The organism is Pseudomonas oryzihabitans, assembly GCF_014522265.1.
Taxonomy (GTDB): Bacteria; Pseudomonadota; Gammaproteobacteria; order Pseudomonadales; family Pseudomonadaceae; genus Chryseomonas; species Chryseomonas aestiva.
This window is the reverse complement of the sequence record NZ_CP017024.1, coordinates 2,943,084-2,967,712: the sequence shown is the minus strand read 5'-3', so window position 1 is coordinate 2,967,712 and position 24,629 is coordinate 2,943,084. Positions and strand designations below refer to the sequence as shown.

The 24,629-nt window shown below is 65.5% G+C and carries 21 protein-coding genes; 14 read left to right on the top strand and 7 right to left on the bottom strand.

Annotation, left to right across the window (positions count from 1 at the left end; genetic code table 11):
* Positions 1–61: 61 nt before the first annotated feature.
* The gene (gene mreB, locus BGI51_RS13680) at positions 62–1,099 is read right to left on the bottom strand and encodes a rod shape-determining protein MreB (protein WP_133859853.1); all 1,038 of its coding nucleotides are present in this window, start codon (positions 1,097–1,099) and stop codon (positions 62–64) included.
* Positions 1,100–1,331: 232 nt separating this feature from the next.
* On the opposite strand from mreB, the gene gatC reads away from it, so the two are divergent.
* From gatC to BGI51_RS13660, 4 genes are all read left to right on the top strand, one after another.
* Positions 1,332–1,619, top strand: coding sequence for an Asp-tRNA(Asn)/Glu-tRNA(Gln) amidotransferase subunit GatC (gene gatC / locus BGI51_RS13675; protein ID WP_187978678.1), 288 nt, complete (start codon positions 1,332–1,334; stop codon positions 1,617–1,619).
* 8 nt (positions 1,620–1,627) lie between these two features.
* On the top strand, positions 1,628–3,079 hold the full coding sequence (gene gatA, locus BGI51_RS13670) for an Asp-tRNA(Asn)/Glu-tRNA(Gln) amidotransferase subunit GatA (protein WP_187978677.1): 1,452 nt from the start codon (positions 1,628–1,630) through the stop codon (positions 3,077–3,079).
* A 14-nt stretch (positions 3,080–3,093) separates the two neighbouring features.
* Positions 3,094–4,542 (top strand): Asp-tRNA(Asn)/Glu-tRNA(Gln) amidotransferase subunit GatB, encoded by a 1,449-nt coding sequence (gene gatB / locus BGI51_RS13665; protein WP_187978676.1) that lies wholly within the window; start codon positions 3,094–3,096, stop codon positions 4,540–4,542.
* 89 nt (positions 4,543–4,631) lie between these two features.
* Positions 4,632–5,030, top strand: a complete 399-nt coding sequence (locus BGI51_RS13660) for a septal ring lytic transglycosylase RlpA family protein (protein WP_187978675.1) — start codon at positions 4,632–4,634, stop codon at positions 5,028–5,030.
* 8 nt (positions 5,031–5,038) lie between these two features.
* On the opposite strand, the gene BGI51_RS13655 is transcribed toward BGI51_RS13660, so the two are convergent.
* The 6 genes from BGI51_RS13655 to BGI51_RS13630 all read right to left on the bottom strand — a co-directional run bounded on the left by BGI51_RS13655 (position 5,039) and on the right by BGI51_RS13630 (position 12,048).
* Positions 5,039–6,058: an alginate lyase family protein gene (locus BGI51_RS13655; RefSeq protein WP_252977077.1), complete on the bottom strand. Its 1,020-nt coding sequence runs from the start codon at positions 6,056–6,058 to the stop codon at positions 5,039–5,041.
* A 257-nt stretch (positions 6,059–6,315) separates the two neighbouring features.
* Positions 6,316–7,227 carry a 5-dehydro-4-deoxyglucarate dehydratase gene (gene kdgD, locus BGI51_RS13650; protein ID WP_133859859.1) on the bottom strand — a complete coding sequence of 304 codons (912 nt, stop codon included), beginning with the start codon at positions 7,225–7,227 and terminating at the stop codon, positions 6,316–6,318.
* Between the two features lie 133 nt (positions 7,228–7,360).
* A complete protein-coding gene (locus BGI51_RS13645; protein WP_178083873.1) occupies positions 7,361–8,113 on the bottom strand; it encodes a FadR/GntR family transcriptional regulator in 753 nt (250 codons plus the stop codon).
* A gap of 83 nt (positions 8,114–8,196) precedes the next feature.
* Positions 8,197–9,930, bottom strand: coding sequence for an ABC transporter ATP-binding protein/permease (locus tag BGI51_RS13640; protein ID WP_187978674.1), 1,734 nt, complete (start codon positions 9,928–9,930; stop codon positions 8,197–8,199).
* 281 nt (positions 9,931–10,211) lie between these two features.
* Positions 10,212–10,772, bottom strand: a complete 561-nt coding sequence (locus BGI51_RS13635) for a response regulator transcription factor (protein ID WP_007159542.1) — start codon at positions 10,770–10,772, stop codon at positions 10,212–10,214.
* Positions 10,773–10,788: 16 nt separating this feature from the next.
* The gene (locus tag BGI51_RS13630; protein ID WP_183631112.1) at positions 10,789–12,048 is read right to left on the bottom strand and encodes an ATP-binding protein; all 1,260 of its coding nucleotides are present in this window, start codon (positions 12,046–12,048) and stop codon (positions 10,789–10,791) included.
* Between the two features lie 177 nt (positions 12,049–12,225).
* On the opposite strand from BGI51_RS13630, the gene BGI51_RS13625 reads away from it, so the two are divergent.
* The 10 genes from BGI51_RS13625 (at position 12,226) to BGI51_RS13580 (ending at position 24,517) form a co-directional block, all read left to right on the top strand.
* A complete protein-coding gene (locus BGI51_RS13625) occupies positions 12,226–12,933 on the top strand; it encodes an SIMPL domain-containing protein (RefSeq protein WP_158892193.1) in 708 nt (235 codons plus the stop codon).
* 246 nt (positions 12,934–13,179) lie between these two features.
* Entirely contained in the window at positions 13,180–14,778 is a 1,599-nt protein-coding gene (locus BGI51_RS13620) for an ABC transporter substrate-binding protein (protein ID WP_059314002.1), read from the top strand.
* 70 nt (positions 14,779–14,848) lie between these two features.
* Entirely contained in the window at positions 14,849–16,447 is a 1,599-nt protein-coding gene (locus tag BGI51_RS13615) for an ABC transporter substrate-binding protein (RefSeq protein ID WP_187978673.1), read from the top strand.
* 42 nt (positions 16,448–16,489) lie between these two features.
* Positions 16,490–18,082 carry an ABC transporter substrate-binding protein gene (locus BGI51_RS13610; protein WP_187978672.1) on the top strand — a complete coding sequence of 531 codons (1,593 nt, stop codon included), beginning with the start codon at positions 16,490–16,492 and terminating at the stop codon, positions 18,080–18,082.
* Between the two features lie 145 nt (positions 18,083–18,227).
* The gene (locus BGI51_RS13605; protein ID WP_187978671.1) at positions 18,228–19,646 is read left to right on the top strand and encodes an OprD family outer membrane porin; all 1,419 of its coding nucleotides are present in this window, start codon (positions 18,228–18,230) and stop codon (positions 19,644–19,646) included.
* A gap of 360 nt (positions 19,647–20,006) precedes the next feature.
* Entirely contained in the window at positions 20,007–21,017 is a 1,011-nt protein-coding gene (locus BGI51_RS13600; protein ID WP_133859866.1) for an ABC transporter permease subunit, read from the top strand.
* A 22-nt stretch (positions 21,018–21,039) separates the two neighbouring features.
* Entirely contained in the window at positions 21,040–21,951 is a 912-nt protein-coding gene (locus BGI51_RS13595) for an ABC transporter permease subunit (RefSeq protein WP_027602553.1), read from the top strand.
* Positions 21,948–22,979 (top strand): ABC transporter ATP-binding protein, encoded by a 1,032-nt coding sequence (locus BGI51_RS13590; RefSeq protein WP_133859868.1) that lies wholly within the window; start codon positions 21,948–21,950, stop codon positions 22,977–22,979. The genes BGI51_RS13595 and BGI51_RS13590 overlap by 4 nt, the downstream gene beginning before the upstream one ends.
* A complete protein-coding gene (locus tag BGI51_RS13585; RefSeq protein WP_133859869.1) occupies positions 22,966–23,991 on the top strand; it encodes a peptide ABC transporter ATP-binding protein in 1,026 nt (341 codons plus the stop codon). The genes BGI51_RS13590 and BGI51_RS13585 overlap by 14 nt, the downstream gene beginning before the upstream one ends.
* Positions 23,992–24,097: 106 nt before the next feature.
* Positions 24,098–24,517 (top strand): GNAT family acetyltransferase, encoded by a 420-nt coding sequence (locus tag BGI51_RS13580; RefSeq protein WP_187978670.1) that lies wholly within the window; start codon positions 24,098–24,100, stop codon positions 24,515–24,517.
* Positions 24,518–24,629 lie beyond the last annotated feature (112 nt).

Genomic DNA, 24,629 nt, shown 5'->3' with positions numbered 1-24,629 from the left:
ACGCGCCCGGCGCTCCGGCCGCCAGGGGCGGCCGGAGCGGGGCCTGTAGCCTGGAACTGCCTTATTCGGTGGACAGCAGGTCCATGGCGTGGCGATCCATCATGTCCAGCGCCTTGCCGCCGCCACGGGCCACGCAGGTCAGCGGGTCTTCGGCGACGATCACCGGCAGGCCGGTTTCCAGCGACAGCAGCTTGTCCAGGTCGCGCAGCAGGGCGCCACCACCGGTCAGCACCAGGCCACGCTCGGCGATGTCGGAGGCCAGCTCCGGCGGCGACTGCTCCAGGCAGCTCTTGACCGCCTGGACGATGGTCGCCAGGGACTCCTGCATGGCTTCGAGCACCTCGGTGGAATTGAGGGTGAAGCTGCGCGGTACGCCTTCGGCCAGGTTGCGGCCACGGACGTCGATCTCGCGGACCTCGCCGCCCGGGTAGGCGGTACCGATTTCCTGCTTGATGCGCTCGGCGGTGGATTCGCCGATCAGGCTGCCGTAGTTGCGACGCACGTAGGTGACGATGGCTTCGTCGAAGCGATCGCCGCCGACGCGGACGGATTCGGCATAGACCACGCCGTTCAGCGAGATCAGGGCGATCTCGGTAGTGCCGCCACCGATGTCGACGACCATGGAGCCATGGGCTTCCTCGACCGGCAGACCGGCGCCAATGGCCGCGGCCATCGGCTCCTCGATCAGGAACACCTCACGGGCACCGGCGCCCAGCGCGGATTCGCGAATGGCGCGGCGCTCGACCTGGGTCGACTTGCAGGGCACGCAGATCAGCACCCGCGGACTGGGCTGCAGGAAGCTGTTCTCGTGCACCTTGTTGATAAAGTATTGCAACATCTTTTCGCAGACGCTGAAGTCGGCGATGACGCCGTCCTTCATCGGGCGGATGGCGGCAATGTTGCCCGGCGTCCGACCGAGCATGCGCTTGGCGTCGGTACCGACGGCGACGACGCTCTTCTGGTTGCCATGGGTACGGATGGCGACGACCGACGGCTCGTTGAGCACGATGCCACGCTCGCGGACATAAATCAGGGTGTTGGCGGTTCCCAGGTCGATCGACAGATCGCTGGAGAACATGCCACGCAATTTCTTGAACATGAGGTGACCCTAGGCGGTGACAAGCAGGCACGCGACAGGACAAACGTGCGGGTAAAAAAGTGCGGCAGACTCTAACAATCGCAGGGATTTAGGGCAAGGCGCCGATATGCTAGATTGAGAGCTTTTCCGGGCCGTTAAGCCCCTGTTCAACGCGGCGCCCGACCCGCCCAGCCCGTCTCCAGCATACGCGGCCGCCAACCGGGTCACGCCGCCTTCCTGCTTGGAGAAGCCGATGGCGCTCGAACGCACCGACGTCGAAAAGATCGCTCACCTGGCCCGCCTGGGTCTCGATGAGGCGGATCTCGCCGCTACCACCGCCACCCTCAACGACATCCTCGGCCTCGTCGACCAGATGCAGGCCGTGGATACCACGGGTATCGCCCCCCTCGCCCACCCGCTGGAAGCCACCCAGCGCCTGCGACCCGACCAGGCCACCGAAGACGACCGGCGCGAGGCCTACCAGGCCATCGCCCCGGCCGTGGAAGCCGGCCTGTACCTGGTTCCCAAGGTGATCGAGTGAGACACGACATGCATCAGCTGACCCTGACCGAAATCGCTGCCGCCCTGGCCGCCAAGGATTTTTCCGCCGAGGAACTGACCCGCGGCCTGCTGCAGCGGATCGAACAGCTCGACCCCCGGCTCAACAGCTTCATCACCGTGACCACCGACCAGGCGCTGGCCCAGGCGCGGGCTGCCGACGCGCGGCGCGCCGCCGGCGAAAACGGCGCCCTGCTCGGTGCGCCTCTCGCCCACAAGGATCTGTTCTGCACCCAGGGGGTGCTGACCAGCTGCGGCTCGAAGATCCTCACCGGCTTCAAGGCGCCCTATGACGCCACCGTGGTGGAGCGACTGGCCGCGGCTGGCGCCGTCTCCCTCGGCAAGCTGAACATGGACGAATTCGCCATGGGTTCGGCCAACGAATCCAGCCACTACGGTCCGGTGAAGAATCCCTGGGACGTCACCCGGGTACCGGGCGGCTCTTCCGGTGGCTCCGCCGCGGCCGTGGCCGCGCGCCTGCTGCCGGCCGCCACCGGCACCGACACCGGCGGCTCGATTCGCCAGCCGGCGGCCCTGACCAACCTCACCGGCATCAAGCCCACCTACGGCCGCGTCTCGCGCTGGGGCATGATCGCCTACGCCTCCAGCCTCGATCAGGGCGGCCCGCTGGCGCGCACTGCCGAGGATTGCGCCCTGCTGCTGCAGGCCATGGCCGGTTTCGACCCCAAGGACTCCACCAGCGTCGACCAGCCGGTGGACGACTACCAGGCGGCCCTGCAGCAGCCGCTGAGCGGCCTGCGCATCGGTCTGCCGCGGGAATACTTCGGTGCCGGCCTGGACGCCCGCATCGGCGAGAAGGTGCTGGCCGTGGTCGAGGCGCTCAAGAAGCTCGGCGCCACCGTCAAGGACATCTCGCTGCCCACCCTGCAGCACGCGATTCCGGCCTACTACGTCATCGCCCCGGCCGAAGCCAGTTCCAACCTGTCACGCTTCGACGGCGTGCGCTTCGGCTATCGCTGCGAGAATCCGGTCAATCTGGAAGATCTCTACAAGAGATCCCGTGGCGAAGGCTTCGGCGCCGAGGTGAAGCGCCGCATCATGGTCGGTACCTATGCCCTGTCGGCCGGTTATTACGACGCCTACTACCTCAAGGCCCAGCGCATCCGCCGGCTGATCAAGAACGACTTCGTCGCGGCCTTCGCCGAGGTCGACGTCATCCTCGGCCCGACCACGCCGAACCTGGCCTGGAAACTCGGCGAGAAGAGCAACGACCCGGTCTCCGCCTATCTCGAAGACCTCTACACCATCGCCGCCAACCTCGCCGGCATTCCCGGCCTGTCGATGCCGGCCGGCTTCGTCGACGGCCTGCCGGTGGGCGTGCAACTGCTCGGCAACTATTTCCAGGAAGGCCGTCTGCTCAACGTCGCCCACCAGTACCAGCAGGTCAGCGACTGGCATCGCCAGGCGCCGAGCGGCTTCTGAGGAAGGATAGAGACATGCAATGGGAAACCGTGATCGGGCTTGAGATCCACGCTCAGCTCAGCACTCAATCGAAGATTTTCTCCGGCAGCGCCACCAGCTTCGGCGCCGAGCCCAACGCCCACGCCAGCCTGGTCGACCTCGGCATGCCCGGCACCCTGCCGGTGCTCAACGCCGAGGCCGTGCGCATGGCCTGCAAGTTCGGCCTGGCCATCGATGCCGAGATCGCCGAGCGCAACGTCTTCGCGCGCAAGAACTACTTCTACCCGGACCTGCCCAAGGGCTACCAGACCAGCCAGATGGATCATCCCATCGTCGGCAAGGGGCACCTGGACATCACCCTGGAAGACGGCACCGTCAAGCGCATCGGCATCACCCGCGCGCACTTGGAAGAAGACGCCGGCAAGAGCCTGCACGAAGACTTCCACGGCATGAGCGGCATCGACCTGAACCGCGCCGGCACGCCGCTGCTGGAGATCGTCTCCGAGCCGGACATCCGCAGCGCCAAGGAAGCCGTGGCCTACGTCAAGGCCATCCATGCCCTGGTGCGCTACCTGGGCATCTGCGACGGCAACATGGCCGAGGGTTCGCTGCGTTGCGACTGCAACGTCTCGGTGCGCCCCAAGGGCCAGGAGGCCTTCGGTACCCGCGCCGAGATCAAGAACGTCAACTCCTTCCGCTTCATCGAGAAGGCCATCAACCACGAGGTTCAGCGCCAGATCGAACTCCTCGAGGACGGCGGCAAGGTGGTGCAGGAAACCCGCCTGTACGATCCCAACAAGGACGAGACCCGCTCCATGCGGAGCAAGGAAGAAGCCAACGACTACCGCTACTTCCCCTGCCCCGACCTCTTGCCGGTGGTGATCGAGCCGGCCTTCCTGGCCGAGGTGCGCAGTCAGCTGCCCGAGCTGCCGACCGAGAAGCGCGATCGCTTCCAGAGCGAGTACGGGCTGTCGGTCTATGACGCCAGCGTGCTGTCCGCCAGCCGCGAACTGGCCGACTACTTCGAGGAAGTCCAGCAGGTGAGCGGCGACGCCAAGCTGGCGGCCAACTGGGTGATGGGCGAATTGTCGAGCCTGCTCAACAAGCAGGACCTGGACATCGCCCAGGCGCCGGTGAGCGCGGCCCAGCTGGGCGGCCTGATCCTGCGCATCAAGGACGACACCATCTCCGGCAAGATCGCCAAGATGGTGTTCGAGGCGCTGGCCGCCGGCGAAGGCGCGAGCGCCGATGCCATCATCGAAGCCAAGGGTCTCAAGCAGGTCACCGACAGCGGTGCCATCGAGGCGATGCTGGACGAGGTCCTGGTGGCCAATGCCGCCCAGGTCGAGCAATACCGCGCCAGCGACGAAGCCAAGCGCGGCAAGATGTTCGGCTTCTTTGTCGGCCAGGCGATGAAGGCCTCCAAGGGCAAGGCCAACCCCGGCCAGGTCAACCAGCTGCTCAAGCAGAAACTGGAAGGCTGACGGCAGTCGTACGGGGTTACGGACCGGGGCTGACAGCCTCGGTGCGAGCCCTTAAGCTGCTGCCGGTCGTTTTGCCAGGAGGCATCGAGATGCATAGGATCCACTGTGCCGGACTGCTGTCGCTGGTCCTGCTGTTCGCCGGTTGCGCCAGTCAGGAAAGCTTCCCGCCCACGCTGTCCTCCAGCGCTGCCCATGACTATCAGGACACCGGCATGGCGTCCTTCTACTCCAAGTGGCACGCCGGTCGCCGTACCGCCAGCGGTGAAAAATACGACCCTGGCGCCCTGACCGCCGCCCACCGCACCCTGCCCTTCGGCACCCGCGTCCAAGTCACCAATCTGGCCAACGGCCGCAGCGTGGTGGTGCGCATCAACGATCGCGGCCCGACGGTTCGTCGACGCCTGATCGACCTGTCGCGCAGCGCGGCCGATCGGCTCGATATGGTGGCCGACGGCACCTCCCGGGTCAGCATCCGCAGCCTGGACTGATAGGGGCGCTAGCCCTGACAGGCCGGGGCATAGGCCCACAGCAGCCGCGGCGGTGCCGCAGCGAGCTGGCGGGCGATGGACGCATAGCGCGGATCGAGCAGACTGGCCGACCAGTACAGGTTTCTGGCGCCCCGGGGCTGCCAGGTGCCTGAATAGCCGGGCAGCCCGGCCTGGGCACGCTGCACATCGAAGCGTACCGTCGTATTGCGGAACTCCTCGTGGCTGCGCTGGCCCTGCGCATAGGGCAGCAGCCAGTCGAGCGCCCTGGCCAGGGTCTGGCCTTCAGCGCCTGGCAGGTGCAACCAGTCCTCGCCGCGACCCTGGGCCACCGCCGCCGCCAGCACCAGGGGTTCGAGGTCGTAGACGACATAGTGCAGGGCATCGCGCTCGCCGAAGTCCAGCACCTCGCCATCGGGCTTGAGATTGACCGACAGCTGCGCCACGAAGGCCGCCCGCGCCCGGGCGAACAGCGCCGGATCGTCCAGCGCGCCGGCGGCCAGGGTCGCCAATTTGATCCTGTGACTCTGCCAGTTGTTGCTCCAGACGCCGTGGGCATCCCCCCGATGCGCCGCCATCTGCTGCAGATAACCCTCGGCCAGGGTCTTGATGAAGGCGCGGGAACGCCGAGCCGTCGCGGCGGGTAGGTCCGCCGCGGTCAGCTGATAGGCGACGATGAGATTGCTCAGATTGGTCTCGTCGATGGGCTGGAAGCTGGGCCGATACCCTGGCAGCCAGGCATCGAGATAGCTGGCCAGGCGCGCCAGGGCCGCGGCATCGCGACTGTCCCGCCAGGCCAGCGCCAGATCGAGCATGTAGCCGAAATCCCGTACCGCCGCGGCGGACTGGTCGTGGATGCCGGTATGCGGCAGGGTGCCTGCGGTATGGAGGACCGGCAGCGCCTGGGGCTCGGCCGCGGGAGGATGACTGACCGCCTGCGCCAGCGCCGCGGCCGAGGGCGGTCTTGCCGCCAGGCAGGTCGTGTGTCCGGGGGCTGCAGCCAGGGCGAGATACAGCAGGGCGGCGCTCATGGCGGGGACCTCCAAGCGAAGCGTTGCTCAGGAAAGGGCTGGAGCGCCACCCTGCCCGGCTTCACGCTCAGGCGCGCTGGTCTGCTCAGACTCGCACCCGGTCCTTAGCGATAGCTTAAGCCGATCGCCTTTTGCCGCGTGCTGCCGAAGGTCTGCCAACCCCGGCGAGCGGGCAAAAAAAAGCCCGCGACCAAGCGACTGGCCGCGGGTTGTGCAACGGGAGGAGAGATGCCGGAGCACCTCCCGGGTAGCAGACCTTACTGCGGACCGAGCTTGTCCATCAGCGCGGCCAGCTGCTCGTATTCGTCCCGCTTGAGATCGGTCAGCGGAGTCCGCACGGGACCGGCGTCGTAGCCGGCGATCTTGGCGCCCGCCTTGACGATGCTGACGGCATAGCCGGCGCAACGGTTGCGGATTTCCAGATATGGCAGGAAGAAGTCGTCGATCAGCTTGCCGACCGCCTCGTGATCGTCACGGGCGATGGCCTCGTAGAATTGCACGGCGGTCTTGGGCACGAAGTTGAACACGGCCGAGGAATAGACCGGCACGCCCAGCGCCTTGTAGGCGGCGGCATAGACTTCGGCGGTGGGCAGGCCGCCCAGGTAGCTGAAGCGATCGCCCAGGCGACGGCGAATGGCGACCATCAGTTCGATGTCGCCCAGGCCGTCCTTGTAGCCGATCAGATTCGGGCAGCGCTCGGCCAGTTGCTCCAGGTGATGGGGCTGCAGGCGGCAGACGTTGCGGTTGTAGACCACCACGCCGATCTTGACCGACTTGCAGACGGCTTCGACATGGGCGGCCACGCCGTCCTGGCTGGCTTCGGTCAGGTAGTGCGGCAGCAGCAGCAGGCCCTTGGCGCCCAGCCGTTCGGCTTCCTGGGCATAGGCGATGGCCTGGCGGGTGGAGCCACCGACACCGGCGAGGATCGGCACGCTGCCCTGGCAGGTGTCCACCGCGGTCTTGATGACGCCGCTGTATTCGCTGGCTTCCAGCGAGAAGAATTCACCGGTGCCGCCGGCGGCGAACAGCGCGGTCGCGCCATAGGGAGCTAGCCACTCCAGGCGCTTGGCATAGGTATCGGGGCGGAAGTCGCCGTTGGCATCGAAGTCGGTCAGCGGGAAGGACAGCAGACCGGAAGAGAGGACGTGTTTGAGTTCTTGTGGAGTCATCTTGAGTGCCTCGGCATAGGTTGGACTGAGGTGCGGCAGGTCCGCTACCTGTTGTAAGTCATCGTACAACCTCTTTTATGGAAGGGGCAAGCCCCAACCAGAAAAATGCTCCTCAAGACGCTCCAGCCCCGTTTCAGACCTCTTCCGCCTGGCGCTCCATTTCTTCGTGAGCGCGTCTCAGGCGCTCGCGGCTGTTGCTCAGGTGCAGACGCATGGCTGCGCGAGCCGCTTCCAGGTTGCCGTCTTCGATGGCCTGGAGGATGGCTTCGTGCTCGGCATCCAGACGACGCTGGTAGAGCTGCTGGTCATCGTGGGCGAGATAGGCGGAATTGAGGCGGGTCCGGGGAATCAGCACCGTGCCCAGGTAGCTCATGATGTCGCTGAAATAGCGATTGCCGGTCGAGCTGGCGATCAGCAGATGCAGCTCCAGGTCGGCGCTCACCGCACGATCGGGCTGCTCGACGCCGGTACGCATGGCTTCCAGCAACGCCCACATGGCCTGCAGTTGCTCGGCCGAGCGGCGCTGGGCGGCCAGGCCGGCGGCCTCGACTTCCAGGCTGATGCGCAACTCGAGCATCGCCAGCACGTCCTTGAGGGTGGTGATGGTGGCCGGATCGATCGGCAGCGGCGACTCGGGGCGCCGCTCCAGCACAAAGGTGCCGATGCCGTGGCGAGTCTCCACATAGCCACCGGCCTGCAGTCGGGAAATGGCCTCGCGCACCACGGTGCGGCTCACGCCCTGGGCCTGCATGATGGCCGACTCGGTGGGAAGCTTGTCGCCGGGCTGGAATTGGCCGTCGCCGATCTGCTGAATCAGCACCCCGACGACCTCTTCTGCCAGGCTACGGGGTCTTTTTCGGGGGCGGGATACGGTGGGTGCTGACATGGATTCTCGTACCGATTGAAGGGACTCTGGAATCATAGCACCCCCCTCCTCCCAAACGCCCGATTTAGACCGCTTAGTCCATATCAGGATGCCTCGCCGACCGCTCTAGGACGCAACTCTTGCCCCTCCAGCAGCAGGTGGCGACGGTGGTAGGCGCGCAGACTCGGACGATGGCCGACGCTGACCAGGGTCAGGCCGGGGTTCTCCGCCAGCAGGCGCTCATAGAGCGCGCGCTCGTCCGCTTCGCTCAGCGCCGAGCTGGCTTCGTCGAGAAACAGCCAGTCGGGTGCATAGAGCAGCGCCCGGGCCAGGGCGACGCGCTGCTGCTCGCCCGGCGACAGGGTACGTTCCCAATGACGGCTTTCGTCGAGGTGCTCCACCAGGTGATCCAGGCGACAGTGCCGCAGGACTTCGGTCAGGCGCTCGTCACTGTAGGCCGCCACGGGTTGCGGATAGGCCAGGGCTTCGCGCAGGGTGCCAATGGGCAGATAGGGTTGCTGCGGCAGGAACAGCTGGCGCCCCGGCGGTACGGCGATACCGCCCTGCCCTTGCCGCCAGAGTCCGGCGAGGGCCCGCAACAGGGTGCTCTTGCCACTGCCCGAGGCACCTTCGATCAGCAGGTGTTCGCCACGGGCGATGCGCAGATCGGTGGGATGCAGCAGCAACCGGCCGGCGGCGCCCAGGGAAAGCCCTTCCAGGATCAGGTCGCTGTCACTGGCATGGGGCACCAGGATGTCGGCCTCCTGGCTGAATTCGGCCATGGTCTCGCGAAAGGTCAGCAGACGGTCGGAGACGGCGCGCCAGCCGGCCAGGCTGACATAGGCGTCGACGAACCAGCTGAGACTCTCCTGGACATTGCCGAAGGCCGAGTTGATCTGCATCAGGTCGCCCAGCTGGATCTTGCCGGAGAAATAGCGCGGCGCGGCCAGCACGAAGCCGGCGATGATGGCGATCTGGCTGTAGCCGGCGGTGAAGAAGGTCAGCCGCTTGGTGTAGTTCATCACCAGGTGGTAGTTGCCCCAGACGTAGCCGAAGCGATCCAGCAGGCGCCGGTGCTCGTTGGCTTCGCCGCGGAACAGCGCCACGCTCTCGGCCTTTTCGCGGACGCGGATCAGGCCGAAGCGCAGGTCGGCTTCATAGCGTTGCTGCTGGTTGTAGAGGCCGATCAGTCGCCGGCCGATCAGATGGGTCAGCCAGGTGCCGATGGTGGCGTAGATCAGCGCGGCCCAGAACATATAGGCCGGGATGGTGATGCCGAACAGGGTGATGTCGCCGGAGATGCCGAACAGGATGACGCTGAAGGACACCAGGCTGACCACCGTACGGATGAAGCCCAGCCCAAGGCTCAGGGTGGTGTCGGCGAAGTCGCGGATGTCTTCGGTGAGGCGCTGGTCGGGGTTATCGGCGCCGCCTTCGCGTTCCAGCTGGTAGTAGTTGCGATCCGACAGCCAGAGGCCGAAGTGCTTTTCGGTCAGCCAGCGCCGCCAGTTGATGGTCAGCGCCTGGGTCAGATAGAGGCGGTACACGGCCAGCAGGATGGCGGTGGCGGCCAGTCCGCAGAAGTACAGCATCAGCCGGATGAAGGCGGCCAGATCGCGATTCTGCAGGGCATCGTAGAAGTAGCGGTACCAGGTGTTCAGGGCCACCGACAGGCCGACCCCGGCGAGGGACAGGGCGATGACCACGGACAGCAGGAGCCAGGCCTTGCCTTTCTCTTCGCTGCGCCAGTAGGGGGTGATCAGGGCCCAGACGCGGGCCAGGAAATGCCCACGGGAAGCACCGTAGACGGAGGGCACGGGTACGGCGGATTCGGACATGCTCGGACTCTCAGGGACTGCTCAAGGAGACGCTTGCACAGCCTATGCCGGAAAGCCTGAATGAATTCTGACTGAAACAATGTAACAGTTTGTCGCCCACGCTACCGTGGGCGATGGCGAGCAGAAAGAGCCTGTTCAAAGTCGCGCGCTAAAGCCAAACAAGGCAAAAAGACCTGAGGAAGCGGATCGGACCCGCGCTCGGGTTTACGAGTGTCAAATGAGCATTCCGAAGGTCTTTTCAACGCTGATTGGCCGACGCGCAGCCGACTTTGAATAGGTTCTCAGCGGCGGACCGGACGCTTCTGCAACTTGCGCTGCAGAGTACGGCGATGCATGCCCAGGGCGCGTGCGGTCGCCGAGATGTTGCCTTCGTGCTCGGACAGCACCCGCTGGATGTGCTCCCACTGCAGGCGGTCCACCGACATGGGATTGTCCGGCACCAGGGTGTCGAGATCGGCGTGCTGGGCGAGCAGGCCAGCCAGGACGTCGTCGGCATCGGCCGGCTTGCACAGGTAGTTGGTGGCGCCGCGCTTGATGGCTTCCACCGCGGTGGCGATGCTGGAGTAGCCGGTGAGGATCACCACGCGCATCTCCGGATGCAGCTCCAGCAGCTGGGGCAGCAGCACCAGCCCCGAGTCGCCTTCCATCTTCAGGTCGAGCACGGCGTAGTCCGGCAGGTCTTCCTTGGCCAGTTGCAGGCCTTCCTCGGCGCTGTCGGCGATGGACACGCGCAGACCGCGGCGGTCCATGGCGCGGGCCATCACCCGGGTAAAGGTGGGATCGTCGTCGACCAGCAGGATGTGGGGCTGGTCGTCGAAACCGCTGTTGAGGTCGTCAGTCATAGAATTCTCCAGGCATTCACGCCAGGGCGTAGTGCCGCGGCAGGCGCAATTCGGTCAGGGTGCCGCCTTCTTCGTGATTGTAGAGCTTCACCGTGCCGCCGGCGCGGGTGACGCTGGCCTGGCTGAGAAACAGGCCCAGGCCGAAGCCCTTGCCCTTGGTAGTAAAGAAGGGCTTGCCGAGCTGCTCGGCAATGGCCAGGGGCACTCCGGCACCGTGATCACGAATCGACAGGCACAATTCGCGGGCGTCCCAGTGCAGACGGATGGCCAGGTTTTCCGGGCAGGCGTCGGCGGCGTTGTTGAGTAGATTCAGCAGTGCCTGGGTAAGTTCGACCGGCGGCGTCAGGCGCGGCGGCGTGCCCAGACTGACCACCTCGAAGCTGTAGGTGGCTTCCGGTCGCATCAGGTGCCAGCGATCCATGGTCGCCTCCAGCCATTCCACGGCGGTCTGCTCCTGCACCGTCTGGCGGCGGTCCGCTTCGGCGGCGCGTACCAGTTGCTGCAGGGTCTGCTTGCACTGCCCGACCTGGGCCTGCAACAGCGCCAGGTCTTCGCTCAGGGTCGGCTGGCCGGCGTACTCCTGCTGCAGCTCCTTGAGCAGCACGCTCATGGTGGACAGCGGCGTGCTCAACTCGTGGGCGGCGCCGGCGGCCTGGGTGGCCACGGCCAGCAGTTGCTGATCGCGCATGGCCTGCTCGCGGCGCTGGGCCTGCAGGCTTTCCTGCTCGCGCAGGGCGGTGGCCATGCGCGCGACGAACAGGGTGATGACGGCGGCGGACAGAGCGAAGCTCAGCCACATGCCGTAGCTGAGCACCGCGCCATCGTTGGCCACCAGCAGGTGCAGCGGCTCGTAGGACAGCAGCATCAGCGAGAAGACCGCCAGGGTCAGGGCCGCCAGCACCAGGGTATAGAGCCAGGGCAGCGTGGCCGCGGCGATGGTCAGGGGCACCAGGTAATAGGAGGCGAAGGGGTTGGTGGGTCCGCCGGCGAAATACAGCAGGGCGCTGTGAATGGCCAGGTCGCAACCCAGGTGCGCGGCGTACTCCTGCTCGGTGACCGGCCAGGGGCGGGTCAGCCGCAGGGCGGCGAACAGGCAGAGCACCGCCGAGACGCCCAGAGTGATGGCCAGGGCCGTCCAGGGCAGCTGGACGATGCCCGACAGCCGGGCGATACCCACCGAGCCGGCCTGGGCGGCCAGTACCAGCACGCGGATAAGGACCAGGCGCCCGAGATTCTGGCGATTGGCGGACAACCATTGAACGGGCAAGGAGAACATGCGAGGTTCCAGGCGCAAGAAACGATCGAGACGGCAGCCCCGAGGGACCTGCCGGTCAGAGCAGACTTGGCATTATAGCGATGGGTATCCGTCCGCAGCCGCCGACGCGGCAAAGCGACGCACCATCCGCCGGGTCCGCGGTCACACCGCTGTCGTACTGCCAACCAGGAGAACACCATGACCCCTTCCCTACGCCCGCTCGTGCTGGGCGCCGCCCTGTTCAGTACCCTGCTCGCCACCGGCGCCCAGGCCGACGAAGCGCGCTACAACCAGATCAGCCTGAGGGCCGAGGTCAGTCGTGAGGTGCCGCGCGACCGCATGCAGGTCATGCTCTACACCGAAAGCCAGGGCCAGGATCCGGCGGCCCTGGCCAGCGACACCACCAAGACCCTCAACGCCGCCCTGGAACAGGCGCGCAAGGTCGCCGGCGTGGACGTTTCCCTGGGCAATCGCAACACTTACCCGGTCTACGAAGACCAGGGCCGCGCCATCAATGCCTGGCGCGAGCGCGGCGAACTGCGTCTGGAAAGCGCCGACTTCGCTGCCCTGTCCAAGCTGACCGGCGAGTTGCTGGGCAACCTGAAGATGGGCAACCTGCAATTCACCATTGCCGATGGCACCCGCAAGCAGCAGGAGGATGCCCTGTTCAAGGACGCCGTGGCCGCCTTCAAGGCGCGTGCCCAGCTGGCCACCGAAGCCCTGGGTGGCTCGGGCTATCGCATCGTCAACCTGGACCTGGGCACCAGTGGCGTACCCCAGCCGCTGCCGATGCTGCGCATGTCGGCGATGAAAGCTGCCAGCGATGCCGTGACTCCGGACGTTGCCCCCGGTACCACCACCGTCGAAGTGACTGCGGGCGGTACCATCGAGGTACAGATGCCCTGATCTAGGGCAGAAAAGTAACAACGCTGTATCGGTGCGCACTTTTGGTGCGCACTGCCTTCCCGTCGTGATACCTCGTCTTACATCTTTGCGACATCTGTTTCCTGTTTGGGTCGCTCAGGGTCAATAGCTCGCCTGAGCTATGGACATGGGCATAAGCTGTGCATGTGGGCTCATCTGTCCACAAGACATCGGCATTCTGTTTCGCAACGCCACATCGTGTTGCGCCGTCCCCGACATGAGGTCTCCATGCACAAGAACGTACTCGCTGCCCTCTTCGCTTCCGGTCTGCTGGCCGGCGCACCCCTGGCCCAGGCAACCAACCTGGTGTTCTGCTCCGAAGGCAGCCCGGCCGGTTTCGATCCGGCGCAATACACCACTGGCACCGATTTCGATGCGTCGGCGGAAACCATCTTCAACAAGCTGACCCAGTTCGAGCGCGGCGGTACCCAGGTCAAGCCGGGTCTGGCGGAGAGCTGGGACATCAGCGAAGACGGCAAGGTGTACACCTTCCACCTGCGCAAGGGCGTGAAATTCCACACCACGGACTACTTCAAGCCGACCCGCGACTTCGATGCCGATGACGTCCTCTTCACCTTCCAGCGCATGCTGGACAAGGACAATCCGTTCCGTAAGGCCTACCCCACCGAATTCCCCTACTTCACCGACATGGGCCTCGACCAGAACATCGCCAAGGTGGAAAAGGTCGACGACTACACGGTGCGCATGACCCTCAACGAAGTGGACGCCGCCTTCCTGCAGAACCTGGCGATGCCCTTCCCGTCGATCCAGTCGGCCGAATACGCCGACAAGCTGCTCAAGGCCGGCAAGGCTGCCGAGATCAACCAGAAGCCGATCGGCACCGGTCCCTTCGTCTTCAGCCGCTACCAGAAGGATGCGGTGATCCGCTACAAGGCCAACCCGGACTACTGGGACAAGGTCGATGGGCCCAAGGTGGACAACCTGATCTTCTCCATCAACACCGATCCTTCGGTACGGATGCAGAAGCTCAAGGCCGGCGAGTGCCAGATCACCGTCTATCCGCGTCCGGCGGACCTGGACGGCCTGAAGAAGGACCCGAATCTCAAGCTGCCGTCGCAGCCGGGCTTCAACCTGGGCTACATCTCCTACAACGTCGAACATGGCGATCTGGCGAAGCTCAAGGTGCGTCAGGCGATGGACATGGCCGTCAACAAGGAGGCCATCATCAACGCCGTCTACCAGGGCGCCGGCCAGGTGGCGGTCAACGCCATGCCGCCGACCCAGTGGTCCTACGACAAGTCCATCAAGGACGCGCCCTACGATCCGGAAAAGGCCAAGGCCCTGCTCAAGGAAGCCGGCTTCAAGGAAGGCACCGAACTTACCCTCTGGGCCATGCCGGTGCAGCGTCCCTATAATCCCAATGCGCGCCTGATGGCAGAGATGCTGCAGCAGGACTGGGCCAAGATCGGCGTCAAGACCAAGATCGTCAGCTACGAATGGGGCGAGTACATCAAGCGCTCCAAGAGCGGCGAGCAGGACATCATGCTGATCGGCTGGAGCGGCGACAACGGCGACCCCGACAACTGGCTGGCGACCCTCTTCGGCTGCAAGGCCATCGGTGGCAACAACTTCTCCCGCTGGTGCTACCAGCCGTTCGAGGACCTGGTGGTCAAGGCCAAGCGCGTGACCGACCAGGGCGAGCGCACCAAGCTCTACGAACAGGCCCAGCAGGTGCTCAAGCAGCAGGTACCCATGACGCCCATCGCGCATTCCACGGTCTACATGCCGATGCGCAAGGAAGTCCAGGACTACAAGATCAGCCCCTTCGGGTTGAACGAGTTCTACGGCGTCAGCGTCAGCAAGTGAAGCCTCTTGGCCAAGGCTGGGAGCCAGACTCCCGGCCCTGGCCGTTCATTTGACTGATGGAGTGAGACCCATGCGCCTTCCCTACGCCTACTCGTTGCTGGCGGCGAGCCTGCTCGCCTGTGCTCCGCTCGCCCAGGCGGCGAGCAATCTCGTCTATTGCTCGGAAGCCAGCCCGGCCGGTTTCGATCCGGCGCAATACACCTCGGGCACCGAATTCGATGCCTCCGCGGAAACCGTCTTCAACCGCCTGGTGCAGTTCCAGCGTGGCGGTACCACCCTGGAGCCGGGCCTGGCTACCAAATGGGACGTGAGCGCGGATGGCAGGACCTATACCTTCCACCTGCGCCAGGGCGTGAAATTCCATACCACCGACTACTTCAAGCCCACCCGCGACTTCACTGCCGACGACGTGGTCTTCACCTTCCAGCGCATGCTCGACAAGGAGCAGCCGTTCCGTAAGGCCTACCCCACGGAATTCCCCTACTTCACCGACATGGGGCTGGACCAGAACATCGCCAAGGTGGCCAAGGTCGACGACCACACCGTGGTCTTCACCCTGAACAAGGTCGATGCCGCCTTCGCCGCCGACCTGGCCATGAGCTTCGCCTCCATCCAGTCGGCGGAGTACGCCGCGCAGTTGCTCAAGGAGGGCAAGCCGGAGCTGCTCAACCAGCAGCCCATCGGCACCGGCCCCTTCGTCTTCAGCCGCTACCAGAAGGATGCGGTGATCCGCTTCAAGGGCAATCCGGACTACTGGAAGCCCGAGGACGTCAAGCTCGACAACCTGATCTTCGCCATCACCCCCGACGCCGCCACCCGCCTGCAGAAGCTCAAGGCCAACGAGTGCCAGGTCAGCGGCTATGCGCGTCCGGCGGACCTGGTGGAGATGAAGCAGGATGCCAACCTCAAGGTCCTGCAGCAGCCGGGCTTCAACGTCGGCTTCCTTGCCTACAACGTCCAGCACCCGCCGCTGGACAAGCCCGAGGTGCGGCGTGCCCTGGACATGGCCATCAACAAGCAGGCCATCGTCGACACCGTGTTCCAGGGCGCCGGTCAGGTCGCGCAGAACGTGATCCCGCCGAATCAGTGGTCCTACGACAAGAATATCAAGGGCGCGCCCTATGATCCGACCAAGGCCCGCGCGCTGCTCAAGCAGGCGGGGATCAAGGACGGCACCGAGATCGCGCTCTGGGCCATGACGGTGCAGCGCGCCTCCAATCCCAACGCCCGCCAGTCGGCGCAGATGATCCAGCAGGATTGGGCCAAGGTCGGCATCAAGGCCAAGATCGTCAGCTACGAATGGGGTGAGTACATCAAGCGCGCCAAGGCTGGCGAACACGATGTGCTGACCTATGGCTGGACCGGCGACAACGGCGATCCGGACAACTGGCTGGGCGTGCTCTACGGCTGCAGCGCCATCGGCGGCAGCAACTATGCGCGCTGGTGCGACAAGGACTACGACGCCCTCATCCAGAAGGCCAAGACCAGCAACGATCGCGCCGAACGCACCCGGCTCTACGAGCAGGCGCAGCAGCTCATTCGCCAGCAGATGCCGGTGAGCCCCATGGCCCACTCGGTGGTGTCCCAGCCCATGCGCAAAGAAGTGCAGGGCTTCAAGATCAATCCCTTTGGCGTCACCGGTTTCTATGGCGTAAGCCTCGACCGCTGATTCTGTCCGGCCCGCCCTGCGGGCCTTCACGAGGAGCCTTCCGTGTCCAAACCGCTATTCTCGCTGTCTCTCGCCGCCCTCCTCTGCCTGACGGCCAATGCCGCCCTGGCCCGGCCCCTGGTGGTCTGCACCGAGGCCAATCCGGAAGGCTTCGATCCGGGTCGCTACACCTCCGGCTATACCTTCAATGCCTCGGCCACGCCGCTGTACAACCGCCTGGTGGAATTCAAGCAGGGCACCGCCGAGCTGGAGCCGGGCCTGGCCGAAAGCTGGGAGGTCTCCCCCGATGGCCTGCAGTACACCTTCGCCCTGCGCCAGGGGGTGAAATTCCACACCACCGACTACTTCAAGCCGACGCGTGATTTCAACGCCGACGACGTGGTGTTCAGCTTCGAGCGCATGCTCGACAAGAACAATCCCTGGTACAACCTCTCCCCCAGCGGCTATCCCTATGCGGCGGCCATGGAGATGGGCAGCCTGATCAAGTCCATCGACAAGGTGGACGACAGCCACGTGCGCTTCACCCTCAACCAGCCCGAGGCGCCCTTCCTCGCCGACCTGGCGATGGCCTTCGGTTCGATCCTGTCCAAGGAATACGCCGACAGCCTGCTGGCCAGCAAGAAGACCGACGACATCAACCAGAAGCCCATCGGCACCGGTCCCTTCGTCTTCCAGCGCTATGCCAAGGATTCCAACACCCGCTACAAGGTCAATCCGGACTACTTCGGCAAGAAGCCGCAGATGGATGGCCTGGTGCTGGCGGTGACCCTGGACCCCAATGTGCGCATCCAGCGGGTACGCAACAACGAATGCCAGATCGGCCTGACGGTGAAACCGCAGGACGTGCCGATGCTCAAGCAGGACAAGAGCCTCAAGCTGGCCCAGGTGGAAAGCCAGACCACCTCCTACCTGGCGATGAACACCAAGCACAAGGCGCTGAGCGACGTGCGGGTGCGCCAGGCCATCGCCATGGCCTTCGATCAGCAGAACTACCTGAAGACGGTGTTCGGCGAAGGCGGCGCCAAGGCGGCGATCAATCCCTATCCCTCTTCGCTGCTGGGCTACGCCAAGGACATCAAGGCCTGGCCCCATGACCTGGAAAAGGCCAAGGCGCTGCTCAAGGAAGCCGGCTACGCCGATGGCTTCACCCTCAAGTACTACATCAGCACCGGTACCGGCCCCGGCGGCAGTCCGGCCCTGGTGGCCCAGCTGATCCAGGGCGACCTGGCCAAGATCGGCATCAAGGCCGAGATCACCCAGTTCGAGTGGGGCGAGTTCGTCAAGCGCACCAAGGCCGGCGAGCACGACCTGATGATGATGAGCTGGACCGGCGACAACGGGGATCCGGACAACTTCCTCACCAACAACCTGAGCTGCGCCGCGGTGCAGGGCGGCGAGAACCGCGCCTTCTGGTGCGACAAGGCCTTCAACGACGCCATCGAAAAGGCCAAGCGCATCAACGACCCGGCCCAGCGTACCGCGCTCTACGAGCAGGCCCAGCAGATCTTCCACCAGCAGATGCCCTGGATTCCGCTGGCGCACCCGCTGTTCACCGATGTCCTGCAACCCAAGGTGCAGGGCTATGTGCAGAGTCCGCTGGGGGTCTACGACTTCTCCACGGTGACCCTCGACTGATCGGCAACTGATGCCGTAAGCGACCGGGCCCGGGCGGCCCGTCCCTCGACCTTTCCCGCCTCGCGCCGTGTTTCGGCGCGACGGGTTCGGCCGTGCCGGAAAACGCCCAGATAACAGAAAAAACGACCGCTTTGGAGCACACCTGATGACCAACGTCCACCGGGGAGGCCTCGCCCTCTCCCTGCTCACCCTGGCCCTGACCGCCCACGCCCAGTCCCCGGCGCCGGAAGATCCCAGCTACGCCAACGAGGTCCAGACCCTGCCCAACGTGCAGAAGCCGGTGAAGGGCCAGGCAGGCGCCAAGGGCTTTTTCGCCGACGACAGCCTGACCCTGACCACGCGCAACTTCTTTGCCCGCGAGACCAGCTCCGATCCGATCTTCAGCTACAGCAAGAACGGCACCCGGGTGCGCACCCACTCGCGCAATACCTGGGTCCAGGCCACCGCGCTCAAGTACAGCTCCGGCTACACCCAGGGCCCGGTGGGCTTCGGTATCGACGTGGCCGGCTATCAGGCCACCAACCTGGAGCGGGGCAAGGGTCAGATCGGTGGCGGCGGCAACCGCACCCTGGCCAACGCCGAGGGCGAGGGCCATGCCGAGTGGTCCAAGCTGGGCATCGCCGATGCGCGCTTCCGCGTCTCCAACACCGAGCTCAAGATCGGCCGGTTCATGCTCGACACCCCGGTGATCAGCTACAACGACAACCGGCCCTTCCCCTCCGGTTTCGACGGCTTCGCCCTGACCAGCGACGAATGGGACAACCTCTCGCTGCAGGGTGGCAGCTTCACCCGCGTCAGTCCGCGGACTGGTGCCGGCGACGAGAAGTGGACCACCGAGTACGGTACCCGCGAGGTCACCGCCGACCGCCTGAGCTTTCTCGGTGGCAACTACAAGCTGCCCCAGGGCTGGGAAGTCAGCGTCTATGGCGCCAACTTCGAGGACGTCTGGAATCAGTACTTCCTGAGCGTCACCCAGGCCGGCGGTTCTCTTGATACCTTCGCCTGGAAGGCGGTGGCCAACGCCTACCGCACCGTCGATGCCGGCAGCGCCAAGGCTGGTGACATCGACAACACCGCCTGGAGCCTGGCGTTCACCGGCAGCCACCAGGCCCACAGCCTGACCCTGGCCTACCAGCAGATCGACGGCAACGAGTACTTCGACTACGCCCACGAGACCGCGGCCATCTACCTGGCCAACTCCCTGGTCTCGGACTACAACGGCCCCAACGAGAAGTCGCTGCAGATCCGCTACGAGACCGACTGGAGCTACTTCGGCGTGCCCGGCCTGAGCACCGGTGTCTGGTACGCCAAGGGCTGGGACATCGACGGCACCCACTATGATGCCGGCGCCGGCAAGTACGCCAACTATGCCGAGGTCCTGCAGCAGGATGGCGAGAAGCACCATGAGATCGGCCTGGTCACCACCTACAAGGTGCAGCAGGGCGCGCTCAAGGACAGTCGCTTCCGCCTGCTGCTGACCGATCACCGCGCCAGCCAGAACCAGGTCGACGGCAACGTCAAGGAATTGCGCCTGGTCTCCACCCTGCCGTTCAACCTGCTGTAATGGCGGGACCCGGCGGCTTCCACGCAGTGTCCGGCATCTGGCCGGGATCGCGCTGCGAACACCGGCGAAGCCCGGGCCGTGTCGAGGATATCGACGCCCGTGGCAACGTGGTAGTCTGCCGGGTTTGGAGCCTTGCTCCAGAGCGCTCTTCGAACCTATTCGTAGGACCGAACGAGCCTGCTGTCCGCAGGTGTCGTTCGTTGCGGACCAGGATGGTCTCGTCAGGGATGAATCCAGACCCACAAGGTCTGAGAGTCAGATCAAAAGCTCATTAGCTTTTGCGCGGGCTCTCACTTAAAAACGCGGCCGGGCATGTACTCGCGCCGTCTTGATCAGCCTCAAGAGGAGATACCCCCTCCGATGCTCGCCTTCATCGCCCGTCGCTTCGGGCTGCTGATACCGACGTTCTTTGGCGTCACCCTGCTGACCTTCGCCCTGATCCGCCTCATCCCCGGCGATCCGGTGGAGGTCATGATGGGCGAACGCCGCGTCGATCCGCAGATGCACGCCGAAGCCATGCACCGCCTGGGCCTCGACAAGCCCCTGTACCAGCAGTATTTCGACTACATCGGCAACCTTGCCCAGGGCAACCTAGGCGAATCCCTGCGCAGTCGCGTCGGGGTCTGGGACGAATTCCTGACCCTGTTCCCGGCCACCCTGGAACTCTCGGTGGCGGCCATGCTGTTCGCCACGGTCTTCGGTGTGCTGGCCGGCATCATCGCCGCCCTCAGGCGCGGCACCACGGTGGACCACGGGGTGATGGGCGTGGCCCTGACCGGCTATTCCATGCCGATCTTCTGGTGGGGCCTGCTGCTGATCATGCTGTTCTCCGTGCAGCTCGGCTGGACCCCGGTTTCCGGTCGCCTGGACCTGCTCTACGACATCCCGCCGCGCACCGGCTTCATGCTCATCGACACCCTGCTCTCCGACGAGCCCGGCGCCTTCGTCGATGCCCTCAAGCACCTGATCCTGCCGGCCATCGTGGTGGGCACCATCCCCCTGGCGGTGATCGCCCGCATGACCCGCTCGGCCATGCTCGAGGTCCTGCGTGAGGACTATGTGCGCACCGCTCGCGCCAAGGGCCTGTCGCCGGGGCGGGTGGTCTTCGTCCACGCCCTGCGCAACGCCCTGATCCCGGTGCTGACGGTGCTCGGCCTGCAGGTCGGCAGCCTGCTCTCCGGCGCGGTGCTCACCGAGACCATCTTTTCCTGGCCCGGCATCGGCAAGTGGCTGATCGAGGCCATCGGCGCCCGGGACTATCCGGTGGTGCAGAACGGCATCCTGCTGATCGCCACCCTGGTCATCCTGGTCAATTTCGTCGTGGACATCCTCTACGGCCTGGTCAATCCGCGCATCCGCCACCAGCGTTGATGCGCCCATACGGACAGAGCCTATGACAACGGTAAACACCCCGGCCGCTCAAGACCCGAGCGCCCTCTATCCCTCTCCCTTCAAGGAGTTCTGGCACGCCTTCGCCCGCAACAAGGGCGCCCTCGGCGGGCTGATCTTCATGGTCATCGTGGTGTTCTGCGCGCTCTTCGCGCCCTGGGTCGCACCCCATGCGCCCAGCGAGCAGTTCCGCGACTTCATGCTCACCCCGCCGCTGTGGCTGGACGGTGGCAACAGCCAGTTCCCCCTGGGCACCGACGAGCTGGGACGTGACCTGCTCAGCCGGCTGATCCATGGCGCCCGGCTGTCGCTGCTGATCGGCCTGGCCTCGGTGGTCTTCTCGCTGATCCCCGGCATCCTGCTCGGGCTGGTCGCCGGCTTCTCGCCCAACCGTGCCGGTCCGGTGATCATGCGCCTGATGGACATCATGCTGGCGCTGCCCTCGCTGCTGCTGGCCGTGGCCATCGTCGCCATCCTCGGCCCAGGCCTGATCAACACCGTGGTGGCCATCGCCATCGTCTCGCTGCCCTCCTATGTCCGCCTGACCCGCGCCGCGGTGATGGGCGAACTGCATCGCGACTATGTCACCGCCTCGCGGCTGGCCGGCGCCGGTACCCTGCGGCTGATGTTCGTCAGCGTGCTGCCCAACTGCATGGCGCCGCTGATCGTCCAGGCGACCCTGAGCTTTTCCTCGGCGATCCTCGATGCCGCCGCCCTGGGCTTCCTCGGCCTCGGCGTGCAGCCGCCCACCCCCGAGTGGGGCACCATGCTGGCCTCGGCCCGCGACTACATCGAGCGCGCCTGGTGGGTGGTGACCCTACCGGGTCTCGCCATCCTCTTCACCGTGCTGGCCATCAACCTGATGGGCGACGGCCTGCGCGATGCCCTCGATCCGCGTCTGAAGGTGCAGTCATGAGCCTCCTCGAAATCCAGAACCTCTCGGTGCGCTTCGGCGGCACCGACGCCCCGCCGGTGGTGGAAGGCCTCGATCTCACCGTGGATCAGGGCGAGATCGTCGCCATCGTCGGTGAATCCGGCTCCGGCAAGTCGGTGACCATGATGGCCGTGATGGGCCTGATCGATCACCCCGGCCGCATCACCGCCGACCGCCTGGCCTTCGACGGCCAGGACCTGCTCAGCCTCAAGGGCCGCCGCCGGCGACATCTGATCGGCAAGGAGCTGTCGATGGTCTTCCAGGACCCGATGACGGCGCTCAACCCCAGCTACACCGTGGGCTTCCAGCTGGAAGAGGTGATCCGCCAGCACCTGGGCCTCAAGGGTCGCGCCGCTCGCCAGCGCGCCCTGGAGCTGCTGGAAAAGGTCGAGATCCCGGCCGCGGCCAGTCGCCTGGGCGCCTATCCGCACCAGCTGTCCGGGGGCATGAGCCAGCGCGTCGCCATCGCCATGGCCATCGCCGCCGAGCCGCGCCTCTTGATTGCCGACGAACCCACCACCGCCCTGGACGTGACCATCCAGGCGCAGATCATGGAGCTGCTGGTCAATCTGCAGCGCGACGAGGGCATGGGCCTGATCCTCATCACCCACGACCTCGCCGTGGTGGCCGAGACCGCCCAGCGCGTGGTGGTGATGTACGCCGGCCAGGCGGTGGAGAAAGGCGTGGTGCCGACCCTGTTCGACGCCCCCGCCCACCCCTATACCGAAGCCCTGCTGGCGGCCATTCCCGAGCACAGCCAGACGGACCGCCTGCACACCCTGCCCGGCATCGTTCCCGGTCGCTACGACCGGCCCGCCGGCTGCCTGCTGAGCCCGCGCTGCCCCTATGTGCAGCCGCGCTGCCAGGAGCGTCCGGCGCTGGAGCCCTACGACCGTGGTGCGGTGCGCTGCTTCTTCCCGCGCAACGTCGCCCCGGGCGAGGCGCCTGCGGTGCTGCCCGAACATCAACGTCCCAGCCAGTTGCCGGAGGATCGCCATGGCGCCGTCTGAAGCCACCGTCCTCGCCCGCTCCACCACCCCGGAGCAGGCGCCCGAGCACCTCGTGCTCGAAGCCAAGGGCCTGACCCAGCACTATCAAATCTCCCGCGGCCTGTTCAAGGACAACGCCACGGTCAAGGCGCTCAACGGCGTCTCCTTCGACCTTCAGGCCGGGCGCACCCTGGCCGTGGTGGGTGAGTCGGGTTGTGGCAAGTCGACCCTGGCCCGCGCCCTGACCCTGATCGAGCAGCCCACCGCCGGCAGCCTGGTCATCGGCGGTCAGGACGTGGCAAACGCCGACGCCGCCCGCCGCAAGGAACTGCGCCGCGAGGTGCAGATGGTGTTCCAGAATCCCTATGCCTCGCTCAATCCACGCCGCAAGATCGGCGACCAGCTGGCCGAGCCGCTGCAGATCAACACCAGCCTCTCCCGCACCGAAAGGCGCGAGAAGGTACAGGCGATGATGCAGCAGGTGGGCTTGCGGCCGGAGCACTACCAGCGCTATCCGCACATGTTCTCCGGTGGCCAGCGCCAGCGCATCGCCGTAGCCCGCGCCATGATGCTGCAGCCCAAGGTGCTGGTGGCGGACGAGCCGACCTCGGCGCTGGACGTGTCCATCCAGGCGCAGGTGCTCAACCTGTTCATGGATCTGCAGCAGCAGTACCGGACCGCCTATGTGTTCATCTCCCACAACCTGTCGGTGGTGCGCCACATCGCCGATGAAGTGATGGTGATGTACCTGGGCTGCATCGTCGAAAAGACCAGCCGCGACCTGCTGTTCGAGCGGCCCCTGCATCCCTATACCCAGATGCTGCTGTCGGCCACCCCGAGTCTGCACCCGGACCCGAGCAAGCCGCGCATCCGCATCCAGGGCGAGCTGCCCAACCCGCTGGATCCGCCACCCGGTTGCGTCTTCCACCGTCGCTGCCCCTATGCGACGGAGAAGTGCAAGACCGAGGTCCCGGCGTTGCGCAACGTGGAAGCCCGCCAGGTGGCCTGCCACTATGCGGAGAACTTTCTCTAGCTGGAAAAGCTGATCGTGGCCATGGGCCGCTCCTACAGGGTGTACCGTAACCTGTAGGAGCGGTCGCTACGGCGCACCGCCATGGCCGCGATGGAGATCCCGCCCCATGCACATCCGCCCCTTCCAGTCCGCCGACACCGAGGCCGTGATCAATCTGTGGCAGGCCTGCGGACTGACTCGCCCCTGGAACGATCCCTACCGCGACATCCAGCGCAAGCTCGCCGAACAACCCGAGTTGTTCCTGGTGGGCGAAGCGGACGGCACCCTCATGGCCAGCGCCATGGTCGGCACCGACGGTCATCGCGGCTGGCTCTATTACCTCGCAGTTGCCCCGGAGCATCAGCGCCGCGGCCATGCCCGGCGGCTGGTGGCGACCGCCGAACAGCTGCTGAGCGAACGCGGCTGTCCCAAGCTGCAGCTGATGGTGCGCCGGGACAATGCGGCGATCCTCGGCTTCTATGCGGCCCTGGGCTATGCCGAGGCCGAGGTCGTCACCCTGGGCAAGCGGCTGATCGCCGACGACTAGGGTGGAAGGCGGCGAAGCCCTGTCCGCTGCCGATACTCAACGTCCAATGGAGAACCCCTGCGGTTTTCCACGCTACGGGCTCACGGCTGATCGTAGGGTGGGTAACGGCGCA